Genomic DNA, 21,591 nt, shown 5'->3' with positions numbered 1-21,591 from the left:
TTGCGGCTCAGGGTAATTCCGATGACGTTGACGTCGTACTTCTCGACAGCGCGCTTCAGGGCACCGCCCCAGCCGCAACCGATGTCCAGCAGCGTCATCCCGGGCTCGAGCTTCAGCTTTCCCAGCGCCAGATCGATCTTGGCGATCTGCGCCTGTTCGAGGGTCATGCCGTCACGCTCGAAGTAGGCGCAGCTATACGTCTGGGTGGGATCGAGGAACAACCGGAAGAAGTCGTCGGACAAGTCGTAATGGGCTTGCACATTTCCAAAATGCGGCGTGAGCTGCACAGACATATCGACAGAGTGCCTTCCTATGCGGGGGACAGGGGTGAATGGCCGAACGGCAACCCCGCTGTATCCCCCGATACCCCTCCTGCATGCTAGTCCCCGTAACGGGCCTAGTCGTCCTCCCGAGACGCGGCCCAACCTCACACGGGCGCGCGTACGCCACACAACCCGGCGCGGTGGGACGAGCCTTTGTCAGGCTCCGAAGCCGTCCCGACGCTCGCGGGGCGGCACGATCGGTGCAGGGTGAGGCTCCCCGCGGAATTTCTCCAGCGACCCGCCGACCTCGACGATCCCCTTGAGGGCATTCCAGCTCAGCATGGTCAGGTAGTCGATCAATTCATCGCGACTCATTCGCGGGTACGACATCCAGGAGTGGGTGGCCAGTTGCACGCCGCCGACGATCAAATAGGCCCATGGTTCCGCGCCCCCGGCGTCCATTCCGGCGTGTTGCATGCGTCGGCGCATCAGCACTGCGAGCATGCGCGCGATGATCCGCTCGGAATCGGCGATAACTTTGCTTTTGCTGGCCGAGCTGTTGGACATCACGAACCGGTACGGCTCGGGTTCGTTCGCGACGGTCTCGACGTACACGCGGATGACCTCGCGGGTCAGGTCGAAGCCGTCGAGGCCAGAGGTAAGCGCCCCAGCCATATTGGGAATCAGGGTGGTTTGGGTGAACCGCATCATCACGGCCGTCGTCAGGTCGTTCTTGTCGACGAAATAGCGGTACAGCACCGTCTTGGAAACCCCGATCTCGGCGGCGATCTCGTCCATGCTCAGCGCGCCACCCAGTCGGCGAATCGCGTCGATCGTGCCGTCGACCAACTCGTTACGACGCTCCACTTTGTGTTGATGCCAACGCCGCTTGCGCCCATCCATCTTGACGCTCACAGCCATGATTTGCTCTGCCACAGTCGCCGAATTCCCATTCCCTAGACGCCCTTGATCTTACGGCGTGAGGGGGTCGGTTTCTTGTCGTGGCCGGGCGTGGGTGAGACGTCGCGAACAGTGTCGTCACACCAATTCGTGGGAAAGATAGATGATGGAGTGGTGGCACATCGAGCCTCGGTGAGAGGCGAAGCGTCGGGCCCGCCGGGGGCGAGGCCCGATTCGGCGACGGCGGCGGCCGCCGCCCGACCTGCTCGGGCGTCCTTTGCCGAATCTTTCGCCGGGGCCGATCCCGAGGCCGATGCCCAGCGCAGGGTGGCGTTGCGCCGGATGAAGATGGTGGCGCTGAGTTTTCTGATCGGTGCCACCGGCGTGTTCCTCGCCTGCCGGTGGGCCCAGGCGCACGCCAGCCTGGGTGCCTGGGTGGGATATGTCGGCGCGGCCGCCGAGGCCGGGATGGTGGGCGCCCTGGCGGACTGGTTCGCGGTGACCGCGCTCTTCCGCCACCCGCTGGGCATTCCCATCCCACACACCGCGATCATCAAGCGGAAGAAAGACCAGCTGGGCGAGGGTCTGGGCACGTTCGTCCGGGAGAACTTCCTGTCGCCAGAGGTCGTCGAAACCAAACTGCGCGACGCCCAGGTGTCCGGTCGGCTCGGCAAGTGGCTGTCGGAGGCCGTCCACGCCGAGCGGGTGGCGAGCGAGACGGCCACGGTGCTGCGGGTGCTGGTCGAACTCCTGCGCGACGAGGACGTCCAGCAGGTCATCGACCGGATGATCGTGCGCCGGATCGCCGAACCGCAGTGGGGACCGCCGGTCGGGCGGGTGCTGGCCACCCTGCTGGCCGAGCACCGGCAGGAGGCGCTGATCCAATTGCTGGCCGACCGGGCCTTTCAGTGGTCGCTGAAGGCCGGCGAGGTCATTCAGCGGGTGGTCGAGCGTGACTCACCGACCTGGTCCCCGCGCTTCGTCGACCATCTGGTCGGCGACCGTATCCACCGCGAGCTGATGGACTTCACCGACAAGGTCCGCCGCAATCCGGACCACGAACTGCGCCGCTCCGCCACCCGCTTCCTGTTCGACTTCGCCGACGACCTGCAGCACGACCCGGACACCATCGCGCGCGCCGACGCGATCAAGGAGCAGCTGATGGCGCGCGACGAGATCGCCAACGCCGCGGCCACGGCGTGGAAGACGCTGAAACGGCTGGTGCTCGAGGGCGTGGACGACCCGTCCAGCACCCTGCGCACCCGGATCGCCGACACCGTCGTCCGGATCGGGGAATCGCTGCGCGACGACGCCGACCTGCGGGACAAGGTGGACAACTGGCTGGTCCGGGCGGCCCAGCACCTGGTCTCGCAATATGGGGTGGAGATCACAGCGATCATCACCGACACGATCGAGCGCTGGGACGCCGAGGAGGCCAGCCGGCGCATCGAGCTGCACGTGGGCCGTGACCTGCAATTTATCCGGATCAACGGGACCGTGGTCGGTTCGCTGGCGGGTCTGGTGATCTACGCCGTCGCGCAGTTGCTGGTCTAGCGCATTTCTAGCAGTGCTAACAAGTGCTTGCAATAGCAAGCACTTGTAGTAGTCTGGGCGCGTCCAGATCTGCCGCCCGACCAGGAGCACGCCATGACGCCCGAGGAGAAGCTCTCCGCCAAGGTGTCCAACGCTGCCTCCGAAGTGGCCTCTGACATCGGCAGTTTCATCCGTAGCCAGCGTGAACTCGCGCAGGTGTCGGTGCGCCAGCTCGCCGAGAAGTCCGGGGTCAGCAATCCATATTTGAGCCAGGTGGAGCGTGGATTGCGTAAGCCCTCCGCCGATGTCTTGAACCAGATCGCGAAGGCCCTCCGGGTCTCCGCCGAGGTTCTCTATGTGCGCGCCGGAATTCTCGAACCCAGTGACAAGAGTCAGGTCCGGGACGCCATCGTCACCGACACTGCGATCACCGAGCGCCAAAAGCAAATCCTGCTCGACGTCTACTCATCGTTCACCCAGCAAAACGAATCGATCCAAGAGGAGTGTCCGACCGAATCCGACAGCGAGTGATCGGCCCGTTTTCGCCCGGCACCTAACCGTCTGTGCTGGGGGTTTGCACCACAAAGCGGGCTTCCCACCTCGCCGTAGCGAGTTGGTGATGTATAGACGACCGGCCGTCGCGGTTACCCAACGGGGAGGACCTACCGGTTCCAGCTGAAATTGCTGACCGAACCACCCCGGCATTGGCGGCCCCAGTTGCGAAGGAGACGTTTGCACCTAACTTCTCGACCAGACAGCTAATAACACCGAATAACACCGATAGCGAAAGCAATGAAAGGAAAGACCATGGCGGAAAACACGAACATCGAAGACTTGCGGGCCCCGCTGCTCGCGGCGCTCGGCGCGGCCGACCTGGCCCTGGCCACCGTCAACGACCTGATCGCCGGCCTGCGGGAGCGCGCCGAGGAGACCCGCGTCGAGACCCGCACCCGGGTCGAGGAGCGCCGCGCTCGCCTGACCAAGTTGCAGGAGGACCTGCCCGAGCAGTTCACCGAGCTGCGCGACAAGTTCACCACCGAGGAGCTGCGCAGGGCGGCCGAGGGCTACCTGGAGGCGGCGACCAGCCGGTACAACGAGCTCGTCGAGCGCGGCGAGGCGGCGCTGCAGCGGCTGCGTAACCAGACCGCGTTCGAGGACGCGTCCGCGCGTGCCGAGGGCTACGTCGACCAGGCCGTCGAGCTGACTCAGGAAGCTCTGGGCACCGTCGCGTCGCAGACCCGCGCGGTCGGTGAGCGCGCCGCCAAGCTGGTCGGCATCGAGCTGCCCGGCAAGACCGAAGCGACCACGAAGAAGGCCCAGAAGGCCGTCGCGAAGAAGGCCCCGGCCAAGAAGGCTCCGGCCAAGAAGGCTCCGGCCAAGAAGGCTCCGGCCAAGAAGGTCACCCAGAAGTAAGCACCACCCAGCACGACGTTCGGCTCCGAGTCGCCTTCGGGTGACTCGGAGTCGACGTTTTGGAGGGTGCCCGCATACCCTTAAGGCGTGTTCCATGCCGTGAATGTCGTGATGTGGGTCTTGCGGATCGCCGTTTTAGTGACGGCGATCTATGCCTTCGTGCATGCCGCGTTGCAACGACCCGACGCCTATACCGCCGCCGAGAAGCTGACCAAACCGGTGTGGTTGCTGATCCTGGGAGGCGCCGTCGCGCTGACGTCCATCTTGGCTTTCGTTTTCGGCGTGCTCGGAATGGCGATCGCGGCCTGTGCCGCCGGCGTGTATCTGGTCGACGTTCGGCCCAAACTGCTTGAGATTCAAGGTAAGTCGCGCTAGCGGAATGAAGGCACTGCTGACGGCGCCGGTCGCGGCGCTCGTCGCCTTGTCCTGCCCGGTACCGCACGCCGTCGCCGCCCCCGATCCGGGCAGCGGCGCCGCCGATCCGCCCGCCCCGGCCCCGCCGTACATCGACCACACCCGGTGGGCGCAGTGGCAGGGCCGGAGCAGCCTGCGGGTGTACCCGTCGCCGGCCGGCCGGGCCGCCTCGAGAATCCCCGCAACCACGGCCCTGTCCGACGAGGCCTGGGCCGAGGTGCTCGCCTTGTCCCCGGACGCCGACACGCCCGGCATGCGCGCGCAGTTCGTCTGCCACTGGCAGTTCGCCGAACTCGCCCAGCCCGGCAAGGTCAGCTGGAACCTGGAGCCCTGGCGGCCCGTCGTCGACGACGCCGACATGGTGGCCTCCGGCTGTAATCCCGGCGGTCCGGAAGAATCCTTCTGATGGCAACCCAACCCAGCCGAGCGCAGTTGGCGGCGTTCGTCGACCACACCCTGCTCAAACCCGAAGCGACCGATGCCGACGTGGCCGCCCTGGTCGCCGAAGCGGCCGAACTGGGCGTCTACGCGGTGTGCGTCTCGCCCTCGATGGTTCCCGTCGCCGTGCGGGCAGACGCCGGCGTGCGGGTGGCCGGCGTCGCGGGCTTCCCGTCCGGCAAGCACCTCCCGGCGGTGAAGGCACACGAGGCGGCCCTGGCCGTCGCGTCCGGTGCCGCCGAGATCGACATGGTCATCGATGTCGGGGCGGCGCTGGCCGGCGACCTCGACGCGGTGCGCGCCGACGTCCACGCCGTGCGCGACGCGATCGGCGGCGCCGTGCTCAAGGTGATCGTGGAGTCGGCCGCGCTGCTCGCGCTGGCCGGCGAGCCCACGCTGGCGCAGGTGTGCCGCGCCGCCGAGGACGCCGGCGCCGACTTCGTCAAGACGTCAACCGGTTTTCATCCGGCCGGCGGCGCATCCGTGCGTGCGGTCGCGCTGATGGCCGAGACCGTCGATGGGCGCCTCGGGGTGAAGGCCAGCGGCGGCATCCGCAGCGCCGAGGACGCGCTCGCGATGCTGGATGCCGGCGCCACCCGGCTGGGGTTGTCGGGCACCCGGGGAGTGCTCGACGGCCTCGGTTGACGGGCTGGGTGCTCGACGTCAGAGGTTGGCGAAGCAGGGGTCGTTGTCGTTGCCGTTCGGAATGGTGGCGTTCCGCGTCGAGAAGTGGCTTGTCACACCCTTATCCGTGACCTGCACGCTGTCGGCGTGGATACCCAGCGGGTAGTTCTTGGTCAGGTTCGAGGTGAAGTCGTCAAGTGTCGACTGCACGGACTCCTTGGGCATGGTGAAGCCGAGCGCGTTGAAGCTGACGATCTGCAGCTGCAAGCCGGTGCCCGACACCACCGGCTTGGCCGTGATGTTGTCCAACATGCCCTTCAACTCGATGGTGCCGTCGGCGGGATGCGTGGTCACTGTGTTGGTGACGAACGGTCCCAGCACCGGGATCGCGTTCTGCACCGACTGCTTGATGCCGTCACTGGTCCAGTCGATCGTGGCGTCCAGCGAGCCGAGGGTGCCCTTCGAGTTGCCCGTGTCCTTGAGCCGGACGTCGTTGATGTTGATCGAGAGCTTCATGCCCTTGGCGTCGCGGATGTTGTTGCCGGCCGTCTGTACGGAGATGTTGGTGTAGTGCTTGGTCGCCTGCTGCCACAGCATCAGGGGCGTCACCCCGAAGGATGCGGTGGCCTGGTCCTTGACCTCACACGCCACCGCCTGCGCGACCTTGCTGTCCGCGACGTGGCGCACGTACAGCTCGGCCCCGATGAGCCCGGCGATGATCAGCGCGATCACGATGATGAAGATCAGCAGGACGGACACCGGGTCGCGGCCGAAGCGGCGCTTCTTCTTCCCCGGCGTCGCGTCGTCGCCGGGGGGAGTGGCCAGGCGCTCGGTCGGACCCGCGGGCGGGGTCGGCGGCGGGGGGTAGCCGGGCTGCTGCATGTTCGGCTGGGGCGTCCCGAAGCGCTCGGTCTGCCCCGGTGGGGGACCCTGAGCGGGAGGCGGTGGCGGGGGGACGTGACCCGGGCCGCCGGTGCTTATCCGCTCGGTCGGCCGCTCGGTAGGCGGCTGGCCGAAGGGACCCTGGTTGGAGGGACGGCCCCACTGCGACGGGTCCGGGTTGGGTGGTCCTTGTGGGTTCGTCACCCGACCGATTCTGCCCTATCAACCTGAGCAAAGTCCGAGTGGTTGCTAAGGACCGCGATGCTCTTGCGGGCCTCCGCCACCCGGTCGACGTCGATATCGGCCACCACGAGCTGCGGTTGCGAGCCGGCCGACGCGACGACCTCGCCCAGCGGCGAGACCACCAGGCTGCCCCCGACCCCGGTCGGTGCCCCCGACGCGGATCCGTGCGCGTCACCGGGATCGGCCTGGCCGGCCGCAGCGACGTAGCTCATCGAATCGAGCGCGCGGGCGCGGGCCAGCAGCGTCCACTGATCGAGTTTGCCGGGACCCGAACCCCAGGATGCGCACACCGCGATCACCTGGGCGCCGCGACGGGCCAGCTCGGTGTAGAGGGCCGGAAAACGAATGTCATAGCAAACCGTCAGCCCCACCCGGACGCCGTCGACCGTGATCACCACCGGGTCGTGTCCCGGCGCGACGGTGCGCGATTCGGTGAAGCCGAATGCGTCGTAGAGGTGGATCTTGTCGTAGTGGGCGCGCGACTCGGCGGAGTCGGCCGGACCGGCTGCGATCAGCGTGTTCTTCACCCGCCCGTCACCCGAGGGGGTGAACATGCCGGCGACGACGGTGATGTTGGAATCGGCCGCGACGCGGCGCACCCCGTCGGCCCATGGCCCGTCGACCGGCTCGGCCACCGGACCCAGCGGCACACCGAACCGGCACATCGTCGCCTCGGGAAACACGACCAGCGTCGCGCCAGTCTCGGCGGCCTGGCGGCTGTAATCGCGCACCAGCTGCAGGTTTGCTGCCGGGTCGGTGCCGCTGAGGATCTGCGCCAAGGCGATTCGCATGAGCGCCAGCTTAGGCCCGAGCGAGACCTAGCCCCTTTTTGCGAGCCACTCCGTGGTGAAGCGCTGTTCGGCGGCGACCAATTCGGCCAGCCGGGTGCCGATGATGTTCTCCAACTTGCCGCCGATGATCGGGACCCGCACCTGGACGGTGGCGCGAAACGTCAACCGGGTACCGCCTTCGAACGGCTCCAGGACCGCGGTGCCGGCGAGGTTCACCGGAGCATCCACGATCGAGCCCGCGACCGACCCCGTCGCGGCCCCGTCGGTAACCGGGCCCCACGTCTCCTCACGCCGGATACACAGATCGCCGCTGTGCAACTGGGTGACCATGCCCGGAAGCTTGTCGCTGCGGATGACCTGCAGCGTGACCACCTCGACGGTGTCCTCGTCACCGGTCTCGCCGCCCACCCGCATCGACTCCAGCGTGGCGACATCGACACCGGACTCGTCCAGCCTGGCCCGCCAGTAATCCGCATCGGTGAAGGCCCGGTGCACGTCGTCAACACTGCCGTCGTAATCGGCCGACAAGTCGAATGAACGCGGCATAGCAGGTCAGGCTACCGTTACGGGCCATGAATTCCAGCGGAGCCGGTTCGGAATTCGCCGGCGCGCCGGTGGCCGACGCGGCGCCACTGGCGCCACTGACCACGCTGCGGGTCGGACCGACCGCGCGCCGCCTGATCACCTGCACCACCTCCGAGCAAGTGGTCGCCACGCTGCGCCAGCTGGACGCGGAAGAAAGCGGCCCGATCCTGATCTTCGCCGGTGGCTCCAACCTGGTGATCTCCGACGCCCTGACCGGCCTGACCGCGGTGCGGCTGGCCAATGCCGGCATCGCCGTCGACGGCAACCTGGTCCGCGCCCAGGCCGGCGCGGTGTGGGACGACGTCGTGGTGACCGCCATCGAGCGCGGCCTCGGCGGACTGGAATGCCTGTCCGGCATCCCCGGCTCGGCCGGGGCCACCCCGGTGCAGAACGTCGGGGCCTACGGCGCCGAAGTCTCCGACACCATCACCCGGGTGCGGGTGCTCGAGCGCGGCAGCGGCGAGGTGCGCTGGGTGCCAGGCAGCGAGCTGGGCTTCGGCTACCGCACCAGCGCGTTCAAACGCGGCGGCGACGGTGGACTCGAAATCCCTTCTGTCGTCCTGGAAGTGGAGTTCGCGCTGGACGCGTCCGGGCGAAGCGCGCCGTTGCGCTACGGCGAGCTGGCGGCCGCGCTGAACGTGGCCGTCGGCGAGCGCGCCGACCCGCAGGCCGTCCGCGACGCCGTGCTTGCCCTGCGGGCGCGCAAGGGCATGGTGCTCGACCCGGCCGACCACGACACCTGGAGCGTGGGCTCGTTCTTCACCAACCCGGTGGTCCCCCCGGACGTCTACGAGCGGCTGGCCGCATCCGTTGACGGGCCGGTCCCGAACTACCCGGCGCCGGACGGGGTCAAGCTGGCCGCCGGCTGGCTGGTGGAGCGGGCCGGCTTCGGCAAGGGGTATCCGGACGAGCCGACCGCCCGGTGCCGGTTGTCCACCAAGCACGCGCTGGCGCTGACCAACCGCGGCGGCGCCGGCTCCGACGACGTGATTGCGCTGGCCCGCGCCGTCCGCGACGGGGTGCGGGCTGTGTTTGGCATCACACTGGTCCCCGAGCCCGTTCTGCTCGGCTGCAGGCTGTAGCCGCAAAATTCGCCGACGCGCCCCCGACGCCGATTTGTGGTGGCCGGACTGCCCGATTTTCCCCGGTATCTTTGATTTTCGTGACCCCGTCCACCGCCCCGCGGCCGTTCAACCGGCGTGCGGCTTTGGCGACCCTCGGACTGGGTGTGTTCGCCCCCAACGTGCTGGCCGCCTGCGGCGGCACGACCGCGAAGCAGGCCGAGAAGAAAGAGCAGCCCGCACCGCAGCTCAAGTACCAGCCCGCCAATGCGACCGAGAACGTGGTGCCGATCGCCCCGGTCAGCGTTGAGGTGAACGACGGCTGGTTCCAGCACGTCGCGCTGTCGAACTCGTCGGGCAAGGCCGTCGCGGGCGCCTTCAACTCCGACCGCACCGTCTACACGACCTCCGAGCCGCTGGGCTACGACCAGACCTACACCTGGAACGGCTCGGCCGTCGGGCACGACGGCAAGGCGGTCCCGGTGAGCGGCAAGTTCACCACGGTGTCGCCCACCAAGAAGATCGGCGGGTCGTTCCAGCTCGGCGACGGCCAGACCGTCGGGGTCGCGGCGCCGATCATCATCCAGTTCGATGCGCCGATCAGCGACAAAGCCGCCGTCGAAAAGGCGCTCACCGTGACCACCAACCCGCCCGTCGAGGGCAGCTGGGCCTGGCTGCCCGACGAGGCGGCCGGCGCCCGCGCGCACTGGCGCACCCGCGAGTACTACCCGGCGGGCACCACGGTCAACGTCGACGCCAAGCTCTACGGCCTGCCGTTCGGCGACAGCGCCTACGGCGCCGACGACATTTCGCTCAACATCCAGATCGGCCGCAGGCAGGTGGTCAAGGCCGAGGTCTCGTCGCACCGCATCCAGGTGATCCGCGACGAGGGCGTCATCATGGACTTCCCGTGCAGCTACGGCGAGGCGGACAAGGCGCGCAACGTCACCCGCAACGGCATCCACGTGGTCAGCGAGAAGTACGCCGACTTCTACATGTCCAACCCGGCCGCCGGTTACAGCCACATCCACGAGCGCTGGGCGGTGCGGATCTCCAACAACGGCGAGTTCATCCACGCCAATCCGGCGAGCTCCGGCGCGCAGGGCAACACCAACGTGACCAACGGCTGCATCAACCTGTCCACGGCAGACGCCGAGCAGTACTACCAGTCGGCGATGTACGGCGACCCGGTCGAGGTGACCGGCAGCTCGATCCAGCTGTCCTACTCCGACGGCGACCTCTGGGACTGGGCCGTGGACTGGGACACGTGGGTGGCCATGTCGGCGCTGCCGCCGCCGACCGCACACCCGCCGGCCAGCCAGATTCCCGTCACCGCGCCGGTCACGCCGTCCAACGCGCCGACCCTGTCGGGCACCCCGACCACGACGACGTCGCCGGCCGGCACCGGCCCCGCTACCCCTGGCGGTTAAACCGGGAAGTCGTGGCCTGGTCGCGCGGCTTCATCACGATCAAGTCCAGATCGACGTGCGACGGCCGCGAGGCGACGAACCCGATCACCTCGGCCACGTCCTCGGCCACCAGCGGCGTGATGCCGGTGTAGACGGCGTCCGCGCGCTCTTGGTCGCCGTCGAAGCGCACCAACGAGAATTCCGTTTCGACCGCGCCCGGGGCGATCTCGGTCAGCCGGACCGGCTTGCCCAGTAGCTCGCCGCGCAGCGTGCGGTGCATCGCCCCCTGGGCGTGTTTGGCCGCCGTGTATCCGGCGCCGCCGTCGTAAACCTCAAGTGCCGCAACGGAAGTGACGGTGACGATCAGCCCGTCGCCGGAGTCGATCAGCTTCGGCAGCAACGCGCGGGTGACCCGCAGCGTGCCGATCACGTTGGTCTCCCACATCCACTGCCAATGCTCGAGCTCGGCCTCGGCGACCGGCGCCAGCCCCCGGGCTCCGCCGGCATTGTTGACCAGCACATCGACACGGTCCAATTTGCTCGCCAATGTTTCGACTGACGCACCATCTGTGACATCGGCCACAATGGCGGTACCCCCGATTTCACTGGCCAGGGCCTCAATCCGGTCCGCCCGGCGCGCCACCGCGACGACGTGAAAGCCCTGCGCAGCCAGGTTTCGGGCCGTTGCTGCGCCGATGCCCGAGCTGGCCCCGGTGATTACCGCGACTCGTTTATTCCTGCCAGTTTTAACCATCGAAACAACCTTAATGAACGTGCTAGATTTTGCGTGTGCTCCTTAGCGCCCTGTCCAACACCACCTCCACCGCGTGTCTGTGCGCGGCGGGTGCGTGTTGTTGCTGCGCACTTTGCCGCTCCTGACCCCAGCCAGGTGTGGCCAAGACGGCCAGCAAAAATCGGACAGAAGGACGCTCGTGCGCACGAATACCCTCACCCATACCCATCATTCGCCCAGCCGTGCCGTCGGGCACCTGCCTGGTCAAAAGGGCCACCGCTCGGTGCGCCGGCAGATCGTGCCGCCGGCGCTGAACATCCCCGACTCGGCGGCCGCCTCCGTCTTCCGGGCCGTGCGGTTGCGCGGCCCCGTCGGCCGTGACGTCATCGCCGGCGTCACCTCGCTGAGCATCGCCACGGTCAACCGCCAGGTCATCGCGCTGCTGGAAGCAGGCCTGCTGCGCGAGCGCGCCGACCTGGCCGTCTCCGGCGCCATCGGCCGCCCGCGCGTGCCGGTGGAGGTCAACCACGAGCCGTTCGTGACGCTCGGCATCCACATCGGTGCGCGAACCACCAGCATCGTGGCCACCGACCTGTTCGGCCGCACCCTCGACACGGTCGAAACCCCGACGCCGCGCAACCCGGCCGGCCCCGCGCTGGCGACGCTGGCCGACAGTGCCCGCCGCTACCTGCGGCGTTGGCACCGGCGGCGGCCGCTGTGGGTCGGGGTCGCCATCGGTGGCACCGTCGATGGCGCCACCGGCCAGGTGGACCACCCGCGGCTAGGCTGGCGGCAGGCGCCGGTCGGGCAGGTGCTGGCCGACGCGCTGGGCCTGCCGGTCTCGGTGGCCTCGCACGTCGACGCCATGGCCGGCGCCGAGCTGCTGCTGGGCATGCGGCGTTTTCTGCCCAGCTCGCCGACCAGTTTGTACGTCTACGCCCGCGAGACCGTGGGCTACGCGCTGGTGATCGGCGGGCGGGTGCACGTCCCGGCGAGCGGTCCGGGCACCATCGCGACCCTGCCGGCCCACTCCGAGCTGCTCGGCGGCACCGGTCAGCTGGAGTCGACCGTGAGTGACGAGGCCGTCGTGGCCGTAGCCCGCCAGCAACGCATCCTGCCGTTCGCCCCGGCGAACCGGGCCAACGGCTCGGCCACCGGCTTCTCCGAGCTGCTGCGGGTGGCGCGGGCCGGCAACCAGCAGGCCAAGGACCTGCTCGCGGAGCGGGGCCGCGTGCTCGGCGAGGCGGTCGCGTTGCTGCGCGACATGCTCAACCCCGACGAGCTCGTGGTCGGCGGCCAGGCTTTCACCGAGTACCCCGAGGCGATGGAGCAGGTGGAGGCGGCCTTCGCAGAACGCTCCGTGCTGGGGCCCCGCGACATCCGCCTGACCGCCTTCGGCAACCGGGTGCAGGAGGCCGGCGCGGGAACCGTCTCGCTGTCCGGGCTGTACGCCGATCCGCTGGGTGCGATGCGGCGCGCCGGGGCGCTGGACGCCCGGCTGCACGACGTGGCTCGCGACGAGTCGTCCGCCTGACGCGACTTCGTGTCCAGCGCGCTTGGGCTGGCCGGCGAACCATCCTGTAAAGATGACAGGGTGCGGCACGATGAGGTTTTCCGGCTGAATGAACCGCGCCGGGTCGCCGTGTTGGCGGTCCACACCTCACCACTGGCCCAGCCCGGCACCGGCGACGCGGGCGGCATGAACGTCTATGTGCTGCAGACCGCGCTGCACCTGGCGCGGCGGGGCATCGAAGTGGAGATCTTCACGCGCGCGACGGCCTCGGCCGACCCGCCGGTCGAGCGGGTGGCGCCCGGGGTGCTGGTCCGCAACGTCGTGGCAGGCCCGTTCGAAGGCCTGGACAAATACGACCTGCCCACCCAGCTGTGCGCGTTCGCCGCCGGGGTGCTGCGCGCCGAGGCATCGCACGAGCCCGGCTACTACGACATCGTGCACTCGCACTACTGGCTGTCCGGACAGGTCGGTTGGCTGGCGCGGGACCGCTGGGCGGTGCCGTTGGTGCACACCGCGCACACGCTGGCCGCGGTCAAGAACGCCGCGCTGGCCGCGGGGGATTCGCCCGAGCCGCCGCTGCGCACAGTCGGCGAGCAGCAGGTCGTCGACGAGGCGGACCGGCTGATCGTCAACACCGACGACGAAGCCGGGCAACTGATCTCGATTCACCATGCCGACCCGGCACGGATCGACGTCGTCCATCCCGGAGTGGATCTCGACGTGTTCGGCCCCGGCGACCGCGGGGCCGCGCGGGCCGCACTGGGGCTGCCGCCCGACGAAGACATCGTGGCGTTCGTCGGCCGGATCCAGCCGCTCAAGGCGCCCGACATCGTGCTGCGCGCCGCCGCGCAACTGCCCGGCGTGCGCATCGTGGTGGCCGGCGGGCCCTCGGGCAGCGGACTGGCCTCCCCGGACGGATTGGTGCGGCTGGCCGACGAACTCGGTATCGCCGAGCGCGTGACGTTCCTGCCCCCTCAGTCGCGCCCGAACCTGGCCACGCTGTTCCAGGCGGCCAATCTGGTTGCGGTGCCCAGCTATTCGGAGTCCTTCGGTCTGGTCGCCCTCGAGGCGCAGGCGTGCGGGACGCCGGTGGCCGCGGCCGCGGTCGGCGGGTTGCCGGTGGCCGTGCGGGACGGGGTGACCGGCACGCTGGTGACCGGCCACGACGTCGCGCAATGGGCGGATGCGCTGGGCCGGCTGCTGCGGTTGCCCGCGCCGCAAGCCGAGGAGATGGGCCGCGCGGCCGCCGCGCACGCCGCCACGTTCTCCTGGGACCACACCACCGACGCGCTGCTGGCCAGCTACCGGCGCGCGATTCGCGAATACACCGCCGACCGCCGGGGGGTGGGCGCATGACCGCCACGCTGGAACGCGTGATCGAGGATGCCCTGCAGGCCAGCGGGCTGAGCTACTCGAAACACGCTGGCGCACATGGTGGTCTGTCGGGACTGGTGGTGGAACTGCCCGGCGAGCGCAAGCTCAAGACCAACACCATCCTGAGCATCGGCGAGCATTCGGTGCGGGTCGAGGCGTTCGTATGCCGCAAGCCCGACGAGAACCATGAAGGTGTCTACCGCTTCCTGCTGAAGCGCAACCGCCGCCTCTACGGCGTGGCCTACACGCTGGACAACGTCGGGGACATCTACCTGGTGGGCCGGATGTCGCTTGCCTCGGTGGACGCCGACGAACTCGACCGGGTGCTCGGGCAGGTGCTCGAAGCGGTGGATTCGGACTTCAATACGTTGCTGGAGTTGGGTTTTCGTTCGTCGATCCAGAAAGAGTGGGAGTGGCGGGTGTCTCGCGGTGAGTCGCTGAAGAACCTGGAGGCCTTCGCCCACCTGATCGACGACGATGGCGACGATGACGCTGACAACCGCTGAATGAGTGCGTGAGAGACTAACCGGCATGGGTGACACCGCCACGCTGGTACTGCTTCGCCACGGCGAAAGCGAATGGAACTCGCTGAACCTCTTCACCGGTTGGGTCGACGTCGGCCTCACCGAGAAGGGCCGGACCGAGGCCGTGCGCAGCGGTGAGTTGCTGACGGAGAACAACCTACTGCCCGACATCCTCTACACCTCGCTGCTGCGCCGCGCCATCTCCACCGCGCACCTGGCGCTGGACGCCGCCGACCGGCTGTGGATTCCGGTGCGGCGCACCTGGCGGCTCAACGAGCGGCATTACGGGGCGCTGCAGGGGCTGGACAAGGCCGAGACGAAGGCCCGCTACGGCGAGGACCAGTTCATGGCCTGGCGGCGCAGCTACGACACGCCGCCCCCGCCCATCGAGAAGGGCAGCACCTACAGCCAGGACACCGATCCCCGGTACGCCGACATCGGCGGCGGCCCGCTGACCGAGTGCCTGGCCGACGTGGTCGTGCGCTTCCTGCCGTATTTCACCGACGTGATCGTTCCGGACCTGCGCAGCGGCAAGACGGTGCTGATCGTGGCGCACGGCAACTCGCTGCGGGCCCTGGTCAAGCACCTCGACCAGGTGTCCGACGACGAGATCGCCGGATTGAACATCCCGACCGGCATCCCGCTGCGCTACGACCTGGACGCTGACCTGCGGCCCGTGGTGGCCGGCGGCACCTATCTGGACCCGGAGGCGGCCGCCGCCGGCGCCGCCGCGGTTGCCAGCCAGGGACGCGGCTGACGCCGGCGCGCCCGCCCCGTTCGGCGAGATAAAGGCCATTTAGCCAAACATCGCGTGAACGGGAGCGGAATACCTGTGGCGCAAGGTGTGACTTGTCCGATTTTGGCCTCGTTCCGCTAGGGCAGCGTTCAGGAAGATTTGTAGGATTTGCTATGTGACTGTGTTCTCGGCGCTGTTGCTGGCCGGGGTTTTGTCCGCGTTGGCACTGGCCGCAGGTGTACTGGTCGGAATTCGGCTGTCACCGCGGGCGGTGCAGCGCCGCCAGCGTGTCGAGTGGACCGGGATCACCGTCGCGCAGATGCTGCAACGCATCGTGGCGCTGATGCCGCTGGGAGCGGCGGTGGTGGACGCCCATCGTGACGTCGTCTACCTCAATGACCGGGCCAAGGAGCTGGGCCTGGTGCGCGACCGCCAGCTCGACGACCAGGCCTGGCAGGCGGCGCAGCAGGCCCTGACCGGCGTGGACGTCGAATTCGACCTGCAGCCGACGAAACGGTCGGGCGGCCGGTCCGGGCTCTCGGTGCACGGGCAAGCCCGGTTGCTCAGCGAAGAAGACCGCCGGTTCGCCGTGGTCTTCGCCCACGATCAGTCGGACTACGCGCGGATGGAAGCGACCCGGCGCGATTTCGTGGCCAACGTCAGCCACGAACTCAAGACGCCGGTCGGCGCCATGGCGCTGCTCGCCGAGGCCCTGCTGGCCTCGTCCGACGACTCCGAAACCGTGCGGCGGTTCGCCGAGAAGGTGCTCGTCGAAGCCAACCGGCTGGGCGACATGGTCGCCGAGCTGATCGAGCTGTCCCGGCTGCAGGGCGCCGAACGCCTGCCCACCGTTATCGAGGTCGACGTCGATCAGGTTGTGGGCGAAGCGATTTCGCGTCACAAGGTGGCAGCCGACAACGCCGATATCGAGGTCCGGACGGACGCGCCCAGCGGTCTGCGGGTGCTGGGCGACGAGACGCTGCTGGTCACCGCCCTGGCCAACCTGGTGTCCAACGCCATCGCCTATTCGCCACCGGGTTCGCCGGTGTCGATCAGCCGTCGCCGCCGCGGCGAGAACATCGAGATCGCGGTGACCGACCGCGGCATCGGAATCGCCCTGGAAGACCAGGAGCGGGTTTTCGAGCGGTTCTTCCGGGGGGACAAGGCGCGCTCGCGCGCCACCGGAGGCAGTGGGCTGGGCCTGGCCATCGTCAAGCACGTCGCAGCCAACCACAACGGCAGCATCGGCGTGTGGAGCAAACCCGGAACCGGATCGACATTCACCCTTTCCATTCCGGCTGCCATGGCGTCTGATCAAGACCATGGCGAATCCGAGCAAGCGCCGGGTCGCGACGTGCGGCCCAACCGCTCACAACGAGAGGAAGAACTAAGTCGATGACCCGCGCGTATGACGATGCAGAGCGCAGCGATGAGGAGGAATCGCGCCGATGACCAGTGTGCTGATCGTGGAGGACGAGGAGTCGCTGGCCGACCCGCTGGCCTTCCTGCTCCGCAAGGAGGGTTTCGAGGCCACCGTGGTGACCGACGGTTCGGCCGCGCTGGCCGAGTTTGACCGGGGCGGGGCCGACATCGTGCTGCTCGACCTGATGCTGCCGGGAATGTCGGGCACCGACGTCTGCAAGCAGCTGCGTGCGCGTTCCAGCGTGCCGGTGATCATGGTCACCGCCCGGGACAGCGAGATCGACAAGGTCGTGGGCCTCGAACTCGGTGCCGACGACTATGTGACCAAGCCGTATTCGGCGCGCGAGTTGATCGCGCGGATCCGGGCGGTGTTGCGCCGCGGCGGTGACGACGATTCCGAGATCAGCGATGGCGTGCTCGAATCCGGTCCCGTGCGGATGGACGTGGAACGCCACGTCGTCTCGGTCAATGGCGACGCGATCACCTTGCCGCTCAAGGAGTTTGACCTTCTCGAGTATCTGATGCGCAACAGCGGCCGGGTGCTGACCCGCGGACAGTTGATCGACCGGGTGTGGGGTGCCGACTACGTCGGCGACACCAAGACACTCGACGTGCACGTCAAGCGGCTGCGGTCCAAGATCGAATCCGACCCGGCCAACCCGGTGCACCTGGTGACGGTGCGAGGGCTGGGCTACAAGCTCGAAGGCTAGCCTGACGGCTCCGCCGGCGGCGTGATGTCGACGACGTGATCCAGGTACTGGGCGCGATCACCCCGTCACGGCCGTCCACGCGCCGTTGTCGGATCGCGGAAGCTCAGCACGGCACTCTCTCGTTGATCCCGGGCGCTTCGGTCCCGCGCAGGCCCACCTCGGCGTGGCCGAGCACCGACCAACGCCGGTGACCGATGTCGATGCGGATGTCGGCCTGTTCGGTGTTGGTGCACACCGCGGTGCCGCCGTCGGGATCGGTGTACCCCAGGCTCACGCATCGGTCCGGCGGCTGGTCGACCCGGATGAGCACCCGGCGACCGCCGATGCGTCCCGCCAGCCGCCAGTGTCGCGGGTCGAGCCTGGTCCGCATCCGCAACGATGGGAGAGTGCTTGCGGGCCAATCCTTTCCGCCGAGCCGGAAGCGCACGAAAGCCAGCGGTGCGAGCCGGCGCAGCGCCGGCTTGTGTGATACGGTGGTGACCACCTCGAGGACGTCGCCGCCGCCGAGGTCGGCGTGGATCCACCCCCAGCGTCTGGCGTTGCCGTGTCCGTAGATGTGGGCGACGCCGCCGCGCCATCCCGCGATCGGTATGACGGTGCCTCCGTCGGTGAATGAGCCGGTGAAGTCGGCGGTGGGGGCCAGGGCGACCTGCGCGCCGGGCAACACCTCGCGCTCCCACACCAGGCGGGGGAATGTCCAGAGCGGGCGGGCGGTGTCCGTCCAGGACAAATCCCAGGCCGACGACCCGGCCCGCCCCGCCAGCCGCGCGTCGGCCACTCGAACCCCGGCGGCGTTGAACCAGTGCGCGCCCGCCGCGGGCCGAGTGGGCTCGGGGCCGAACCGTTCCGTGCGGGGCGACCCGTCGGGCGGAAACCGGGTGACCCAGCCGTGTGCGTACGGGGCGCCCTGCACGGGAGCCACCGTCTCGCAATGGATCCACAACGCCGCGCCCGTCCGCGGGTCGGACAGGGTGGCGTACCAGACTTCGAGGCGCCCTGCCGTGCCGCGCCACCGCGGGGCGGCGGCCGACCGCTTTTCGTCGTCCATCGCTTGCTCCCGTCGCCGTCCGCGGCTCACCGGGTATCAGCCTGAAGTGTGGGCCTACTCGGCGATGCGAGTGGCCGGGTGCACCGCGATAAGCCCTAACTTGCTGCGGCGCTTGCACATTGCGGCCAGCTCCGAATACGCCTTGGCGCCCAGCAGCTCGGTGAGTTCGTCGGCCAGGCTTTCCCACACCTGCTTGGCGCCGACATGGGCGGCCGGATCGCCGGTGCAGTACCAGTGCAGGTCGGCGCCGCCGGAACCCCAACCGCGGCGGTCGTATTCGGTGACCCAGGTCTTGAGGATCTCGGTGCCGTCGGGCCGCGTCACCCACTCCTGGCTGCGACGGATCGGCAACTGCCAGCAGACATCCGGCTTCATGGTCAGCGGCGGCACGCCCAGCTTGAGGGCCTTGCTGTGCAGCGCGCAGCCGACCCCGCCCGCGAAGCCCGGCCGGTTCAGGAAGATGCACGCGTCTTTGTGCTTGCGGGTGCGGTACTGCGGCTGGCCGTCATGCTCGTCGAGCTCCAGATAACCCTTGCGGCCCAACCCTTTTTCGCGAAATTGCCAGTCGGCATCCGTCAGCTTTTTCACCGCGTCGTCCAGGCGGGCGCGATCGTCGTCGTCGGACAGGAACGCACCGTGCGAGCAACACCCGTCGTCCGGGCGACCCGCCACGGTGCCCCGGCAGGCCGGGGTGCCGAACACACACGTCCACCGGGAGAGCAGCCAGGTCAGGTCCGCGGCGATCAGGTGCTCGGGGTTGTCGGGGTCGTAGAACTCCACCCATTCGCGGGCGAAATCCAGCTCGACCTCTTGGCCCGGTTCCGGGTGCGAATTCGCCACGCAGTCCACGTTAGACCACGGTTCGGACCATTTCAGCCGCTGACACTCGGGGTCCGTATGGCGGCGATCACGGCGGGTTAACCGGGTCGCGCAAAGCACCGCCCCCGAGGCTTCGTTAGTTTGTTTACGTGCGATTGGGCGTTCTCGACGTGGGCAGCAACACGGTGCATCTGCTGGTGGTGGATGCCCACCGCGGCGGTCATCCGACGCCGATGAGTTCGACGAAGGCCACCCTGCGGCTGGCCGAGGCCACCGACAGCGCCGGCAAGATCACCAAACGCGGTGCCGAGAAGCTGATCTCCACGATCGACGAATTCGCCAAGATCGCCGACAGTTCGGGCTGCGCGGAGCTGATGGCCTTCGCCACATCCGCGGTCCGCGACGCCGGCAACTCCGACGACGTGCTGAGCCGGGTCCGCAAGGAGACCGGCGTCGAGCTGCGGGTGCTGACCGGGGTCGACGAGTCGCGGCTGACCTTTCTGGCGGTGCGCCGGTGGTACGGGTGGAGCGCGGGCCGCATCATCAACCTGGACATCGGCGGCGGCTCGCTGGAGATGTCCAGCGGCGTGGACGAGGAGCCCGAGGTCGCGCTGTCACTGCCGCTGGGCGCCGGACGGCTCACCCGCGAGTGGCTGCCCGACGATCCGCCCGGCCGGCGCCGGGTGGCGATGCTGCGGGACTGGCTGGACGCCGAGCTCTCCGAAGCCAGCGTGAACATCCTGGAGGCGGGCAGTCCCGACCTGACCGTGGCGACGTCGAAGACTTTCCGCTCGCTGGCCCGGCTCACCGGTGCGGCGCCGTCGGGCGCTGGACCGCGGGTCAAGAGGACGCTTACAGCAAACGGCCTCAGGCAACTCATATCTTTCATCTCTAGGATGACGACCGCTGACCGGGCAGAACTGGAAGGAGTGAGCGCCGAGCGGGCACCGCAGATCGTTGCGGGTGCTCTGGTGGCGGAGGCAAGCATGCGAGCGCTGTCGATCGATTCGGTGGATATTTGCCCGTGGGCATTACGGGAAGGTCTCATCTTGCGCAAACTCGACAGCGAAGCCGACGGATCGGCCCTCATGGAGCCTTCGGTGCGCAATGCTGGAGGTCAGGTAGTTGATCGGAATCAGAACCGATCGAGAGGCGACAAACCATGACCGGACCGCACTCCGAGACCGAGAGCCCCGGCACTCGGCCCATCTCAGTTGCCGAATTGCTGGCAAGAAACGGAACCATCGGCGCTCCGGCGGTGACCCGGCGGCGTCGCCGCCGGCGCGGCGACAGCGACTCGGTGACCGTCGCCGAACTGACCGGCGACCTTCCGGTGATCCACGACGACGACGACGAACCCGCGCGCAACGCCAACGAAGCCACCGACACGATCGACGCGGTCGACGCGGCCCCGACCGCCGAGCCCGCCGCCCGGGAGGCCGCCGCCGAGCCGGTGACCAAGGCCCAGCCCAAGGCGCCCTACTGGTCCGAGCCCGAGCCGCGCTGGCCCAAGTCGCCGCCGCAGCCCAAGCGCGCGCCGGGGCCCGAGCGCAGCGAATACCCGCGGCCCTTGCCCGAAGCCGGCCCGGCCGGCTCGTCCGCCAATGGCACCGGCCAGGCCGGCTCGGGGGCCGAGGACATGAGCTTCGACCCGCTGGACCACTACGCCGACGTCCCGGTGGACGTCATGGACTCCGAAGTGCGCGAGGCCGAACCGGCGCTGGAGGACTCCGCCTACGTGCGCTCCTTCCTGCGATCCGGGGACGACGAGGACGACGAGGACGGCTCGGGGCCGCTGCCGGCCGGAGTGCTCCGCGACGACGAGCGCCTCGATCTCGAGGACCGGCACGCGGACGGCGCCGCGGAAGCCCACCCGGAGCCGGGCAGATTCGACGCGGTGTGGCGTGGCGGCGTGGTCGTGCTGCAGTCGATGCTGGCCGTCGCGTTCGGCGGCGGATTGTTCGTGGCCTTCGACCAGCTGTGGCGCTGGAACAGCCTGGTGGCGCTGGTGCTATCGGTGCTCGTCATCCTGGGCCTGGTGGCCGGGGTCCGGGTGGTCCGCAAGACCGAGGACATCGCCAGCACGTTGATCGCGGTCGCGGTGGGTGCGCTGATCACCCTGGGACCCTTGGCGCTGTCGTTGCAATCGGGCTAAG

General features: G+C 68.6%; 23 protein-coding genes and 1 pseudogene. 16 read left to right on the top strand and 8 right to left on the bottom strand.

Annotated elements, in window-relative coordinates; translation table 11 throughout:
• Together pcaA and A5708_RS08125 are read right to left on the bottom strand one after the other, a co-directional pair.
• A pseudogene (pcaA, locus tag A5708_RS08130) lies at window positions 1–293 on the bottom strand (cyclopropane mycolic acid synthase PcaA); the annotation flags it as partial.
• Between the two features lie 186 nt (window positions 294–479).
• The gene (locus A5708_RS08125; protein ID WP_065028125.1) at window positions 480–1,199 is read right to left on the bottom strand and encodes a TetR/AcrR family transcriptional regulator; all 720 of its coding nucleotides are present in this window, start codon (window positions 1,197–1,199) and stop codon (window positions 480–482) included.
• A 135-nt stretch (window positions 1,200–1,334) separates the two neighbouring features.
• Here A5708_RS08125 and A5708_RS08120 point away from each other — a divergent pair, with 135 nt between their 5' ends.
• The 6 genes from A5708_RS08120 to deoC all read left to right on the top strand — a co-directional run bounded on the left by A5708_RS08120 (window position 1,335) and on the right by deoC (window position 5,606).
• Window positions 1,335–2,717, top strand: coding sequence for a DUF445 domain-containing protein (locus A5708_RS08120; RefSeq protein ID WP_110881794.1), 1,383 nt, complete (start codon window positions 1,335–1,337; stop codon window positions 2,715–2,717).
• Between the two features lie 93 nt (window positions 2,718–2,810).
• Window positions 2,811–3,227 carry a helix-turn-helix domain-containing protein gene (locus A5708_RS08115; RefSeq protein WP_065028123.1) on the top strand — a complete coding sequence of 139 codons (417 nt, stop codon included), beginning with the start codon at window positions 2,811–2,813 and terminating at the stop codon, window positions 3,225–3,227.
• Between the two features lie 276 nt (window positions 3,228–3,503).
• Window positions 3,504–4,109: a heparin-binding hemagglutinin HbhA gene (gene hbhA / locus A5708_RS08110; protein WP_065028132.1), complete on the top strand. Its 606-nt coding sequence runs from the start codon at window positions 3,504–3,506 to the stop codon at window positions 4,107–4,109.
• Window positions 4,110–4,220: 111 nt separating this feature from the next.
• On the top strand, window positions 4,221–4,484 hold the full coding sequence (locus A5708_RS08105) for a DUF2516 family protein (protein ID WP_065028131.1): 264 nt from the start codon (window positions 4,221–4,223) through the stop codon (window positions 4,482–4,484).
• Between the two features lie 4 nt (window positions 4,485–4,488).
• Entirely contained in the window at window positions 4,489–4,929 is a 441-nt protein-coding gene (locus tag A5708_RS08100; RefSeq protein ID WP_065028122.1) for a DUF2599 domain-containing protein, read from the top strand.
• Window positions 4,929–5,606 carry a deoxyribose-phosphate aldolase gene (deoC, locus tag A5708_RS08095; RefSeq protein ID WP_065028121.1) on the top strand — a complete coding sequence of 226 codons (678 nt, stop codon included), beginning with the start codon at window positions 4,929–4,931 and terminating at the stop codon, window positions 5,604–5,606. The genes A5708_RS08100 and deoC overlap by 1 nt, the downstream gene beginning before the upstream one ends.
• 18 nt (window positions 5,607–5,624) lie before the next feature.
• On the opposite strand, the gene A5708_RS08090 is transcribed toward deoC, so the two are convergent.
• The 3 genes from A5708_RS08090 to A5708_RS08080 are packed head-to-tail and all read right to left on the bottom strand — an operon-like array spanning window position 5,625 to window position 8,047.
• Window positions 5,625–6,671, bottom strand: coding sequence for a DUF2993 domain-containing protein (locus A5708_RS08090; protein ID WP_065028120.1), 1,047 nt, complete (start codon window positions 6,669–6,671; stop codon window positions 5,625–5,627).
• Window positions 6,668–7,501 carry a carbon-nitrogen hydrolase family protein gene (locus A5708_RS08085; protein WP_065028119.1) on the bottom strand — a complete coding sequence of 278 codons (834 nt, stop codon included), beginning with the start codon at window positions 7,499–7,501 and terminating at the stop codon, window positions 6,668–6,670. Before A5708_RS08085 ends, A5708_RS08090 begins: the two co-directional genes overlap by 4 nt.
• Window positions 7,502–7,528: 27 nt before the next feature.
• Window positions 7,529–8,047 (bottom strand): DUF2505 domain-containing protein, encoded by a 519-nt coding sequence (locus tag A5708_RS08080; protein ID WP_065028118.1) that lies wholly within the window; start codon window positions 8,045–8,047, stop codon window positions 7,529–7,531.
• 26 nt (window positions 8,048–8,073) lie between these two features.
• On the opposite strand from A5708_RS08080, the gene A5708_RS08075 reads away from it, so the two are divergent.
• Together A5708_RS08075 and A5708_RS08070 are read left to right on the top strand one after the other, a co-directional pair.
• Window positions 8,074–9,168, top strand: a complete 1,095-nt coding sequence (locus tag A5708_RS08075; protein WP_065028117.1) for a UDP-N-acetylmuramate dehydrogenase — start codon at window positions 8,074–8,076, stop codon at window positions 9,166–9,168.
• Between the two features lie 32 nt (window positions 9,169–9,200).
• Window positions 9,201–10,577, top strand: coding sequence for a L,D-transpeptidase (locus A5708_RS08070; RefSeq protein WP_196772568.1), 1,377 nt, complete (start codon window positions 9,201–9,203; stop codon window positions 10,575–10,577).
• Here the strand turns inward: A5708_RS08070 and A5708_RS08065 are convergent.
• On the bottom strand, window positions 10,561–11,310 hold the full coding sequence (locus A5708_RS08065) for an SDR family NAD(P)-dependent oxidoreductase (protein WP_065028115.1): 750 nt from the start codon (window positions 11,308–11,310) through the stop codon (window positions 10,561–10,563). The two genes, A5708_RS08070 and A5708_RS08065, sit on opposite strands and share 17 nt — an antisense overlap.
• A gap of 235 nt (window positions 11,311–11,545) precedes the next feature.
• Here A5708_RS08065 and A5708_RS08060 point away from each other — a divergent pair, with 235 nt between their 5' ends.
• The 6 genes from A5708_RS08060 to regX all read left to right on the top strand — a co-directional run bounded on the left by A5708_RS08060 (window position 11,546) and on the right by regX (window position 17,568).
• Window positions 11,546–12,823, top strand: coding sequence for an ROK family protein (locus A5708_RS08060; RefSeq protein ID WP_196772567.1), 1,278 nt, complete (start codon window positions 11,546–11,548; stop codon window positions 12,821–12,823).
• 60 nt (window positions 12,824–12,883) lie between these two features.
• The gene (gene mshA, locus A5708_RS08055; protein WP_065028113.1) at window positions 12,884–14,158 is read left to right on the top strand and encodes a D-inositol-3-phosphate glycosyltransferase; all 1,275 of its coding nucleotides are present in this window, start codon (window positions 12,884–12,886) and stop codon (window positions 14,156–14,158) included.
• Window positions 14,155–14,682 carry a YbjN domain-containing protein gene (locus tag A5708_RS08050; protein ID WP_065028112.1) on the top strand — a complete coding sequence of 176 codons (528 nt, stop codon included), beginning with the start codon at window positions 14,155–14,157 and terminating at the stop codon, window positions 14,680–14,682. The genes mshA and A5708_RS08050 overlap by 4 nt, the downstream gene beginning before the upstream one ends.
• A 25-nt stretch (window positions 14,683–14,707) precedes the next feature.
• Window positions 14,708–15,457: a phosphoglyceromutase gene (locus tag A5708_RS08045; protein WP_065028111.1), complete on the top strand. Its 750-nt coding sequence runs from the start codon at window positions 14,708–14,710 to the stop codon at window positions 15,455–15,457.
• A gap of 154 nt (window positions 15,458–15,611) precedes the next feature.
• Window positions 15,612–16,835 (top strand): sensor histidine kinase, encoded by a 1,224-nt coding sequence (locus A5708_RS08040; protein WP_155765928.1) that lies wholly within the window; start codon window positions 15,612–15,614, stop codon window positions 16,833–16,835.
• Window positions 16,836–16,884: 49 nt separating this feature from the next.
• A complete protein-coding gene (gene regX, locus A5708_RS08035; RefSeq protein WP_065028109.1) occupies window positions 16,885–17,568 on the top strand; it encodes a two-component sensory transduction protein RegX in 684 nt (227 codons plus the stop codon).
• A gap of 103 nt (window positions 17,569–17,671) precedes the next feature.
• Here regX and A5708_RS08030 read toward each other — a convergent pair whose 3' ends face one another.
• Window positions 17,672–18,616: a hypothetical protein gene (locus A5708_RS08030; protein WP_065028108.1), complete on the bottom strand. Its 945-nt coding sequence runs from the start codon at window positions 18,614–18,616 to the stop codon at window positions 17,672–17,674.
• A gap of 54 nt (window positions 18,617–18,670) precedes the next feature.
• Window positions 18,671–19,465 carry a hypothetical protein gene (locus tag A5708_RS08025; protein ID WP_065028107.1) on the bottom strand — a complete coding sequence of 265 codons (795 nt, stop codon included), beginning with the start codon at window positions 19,463–19,465 and terminating at the stop codon, window positions 18,671–18,673.
• Between the two features lie 119 nt (window positions 19,466–19,584).
• On the opposite strand from A5708_RS08025, the gene A5708_RS08020 reads away from it, so the two are divergent.
• The gene (locus A5708_RS08020; RefSeq protein WP_065028106.1) at window positions 19,585–20,601 is read left to right on the top strand and encodes a Ppx/GppA phosphatase family protein; all 1,017 of its coding nucleotides are present in this window, start codon (window positions 19,585–19,587) and stop codon (window positions 20,599–20,601) included.
• Window positions 20,598–21,590, top strand: a complete 993-nt coding sequence (locus tag A5708_RS08015; RefSeq protein WP_065028105.1) for a hypothetical protein — start codon at window positions 20,598–20,600, stop codon at window positions 21,588–21,590. Before A5708_RS08020 ends, A5708_RS08015 begins: the two co-directional genes overlap by 4 nt.
• The last annotated feature ends 1 nt before the right edge of the window (window position 21,591 follow it).

Origin of the sequence: Mycobacterium colombiense (assembly GCF_001672755.1) — a bacterium.
Classification (GTDB): Bacteria; Actinomycetota; Actinomycetes; order Mycobacteriales; family Mycobacteriaceae; genus Mycobacterium; species Mycobacterium colombiense_C.
The sequence above is the reverse complement of the archived record's forward strand: the minus strand, read 5'-3'. Positions and strand labels throughout refer to the sequence as shown.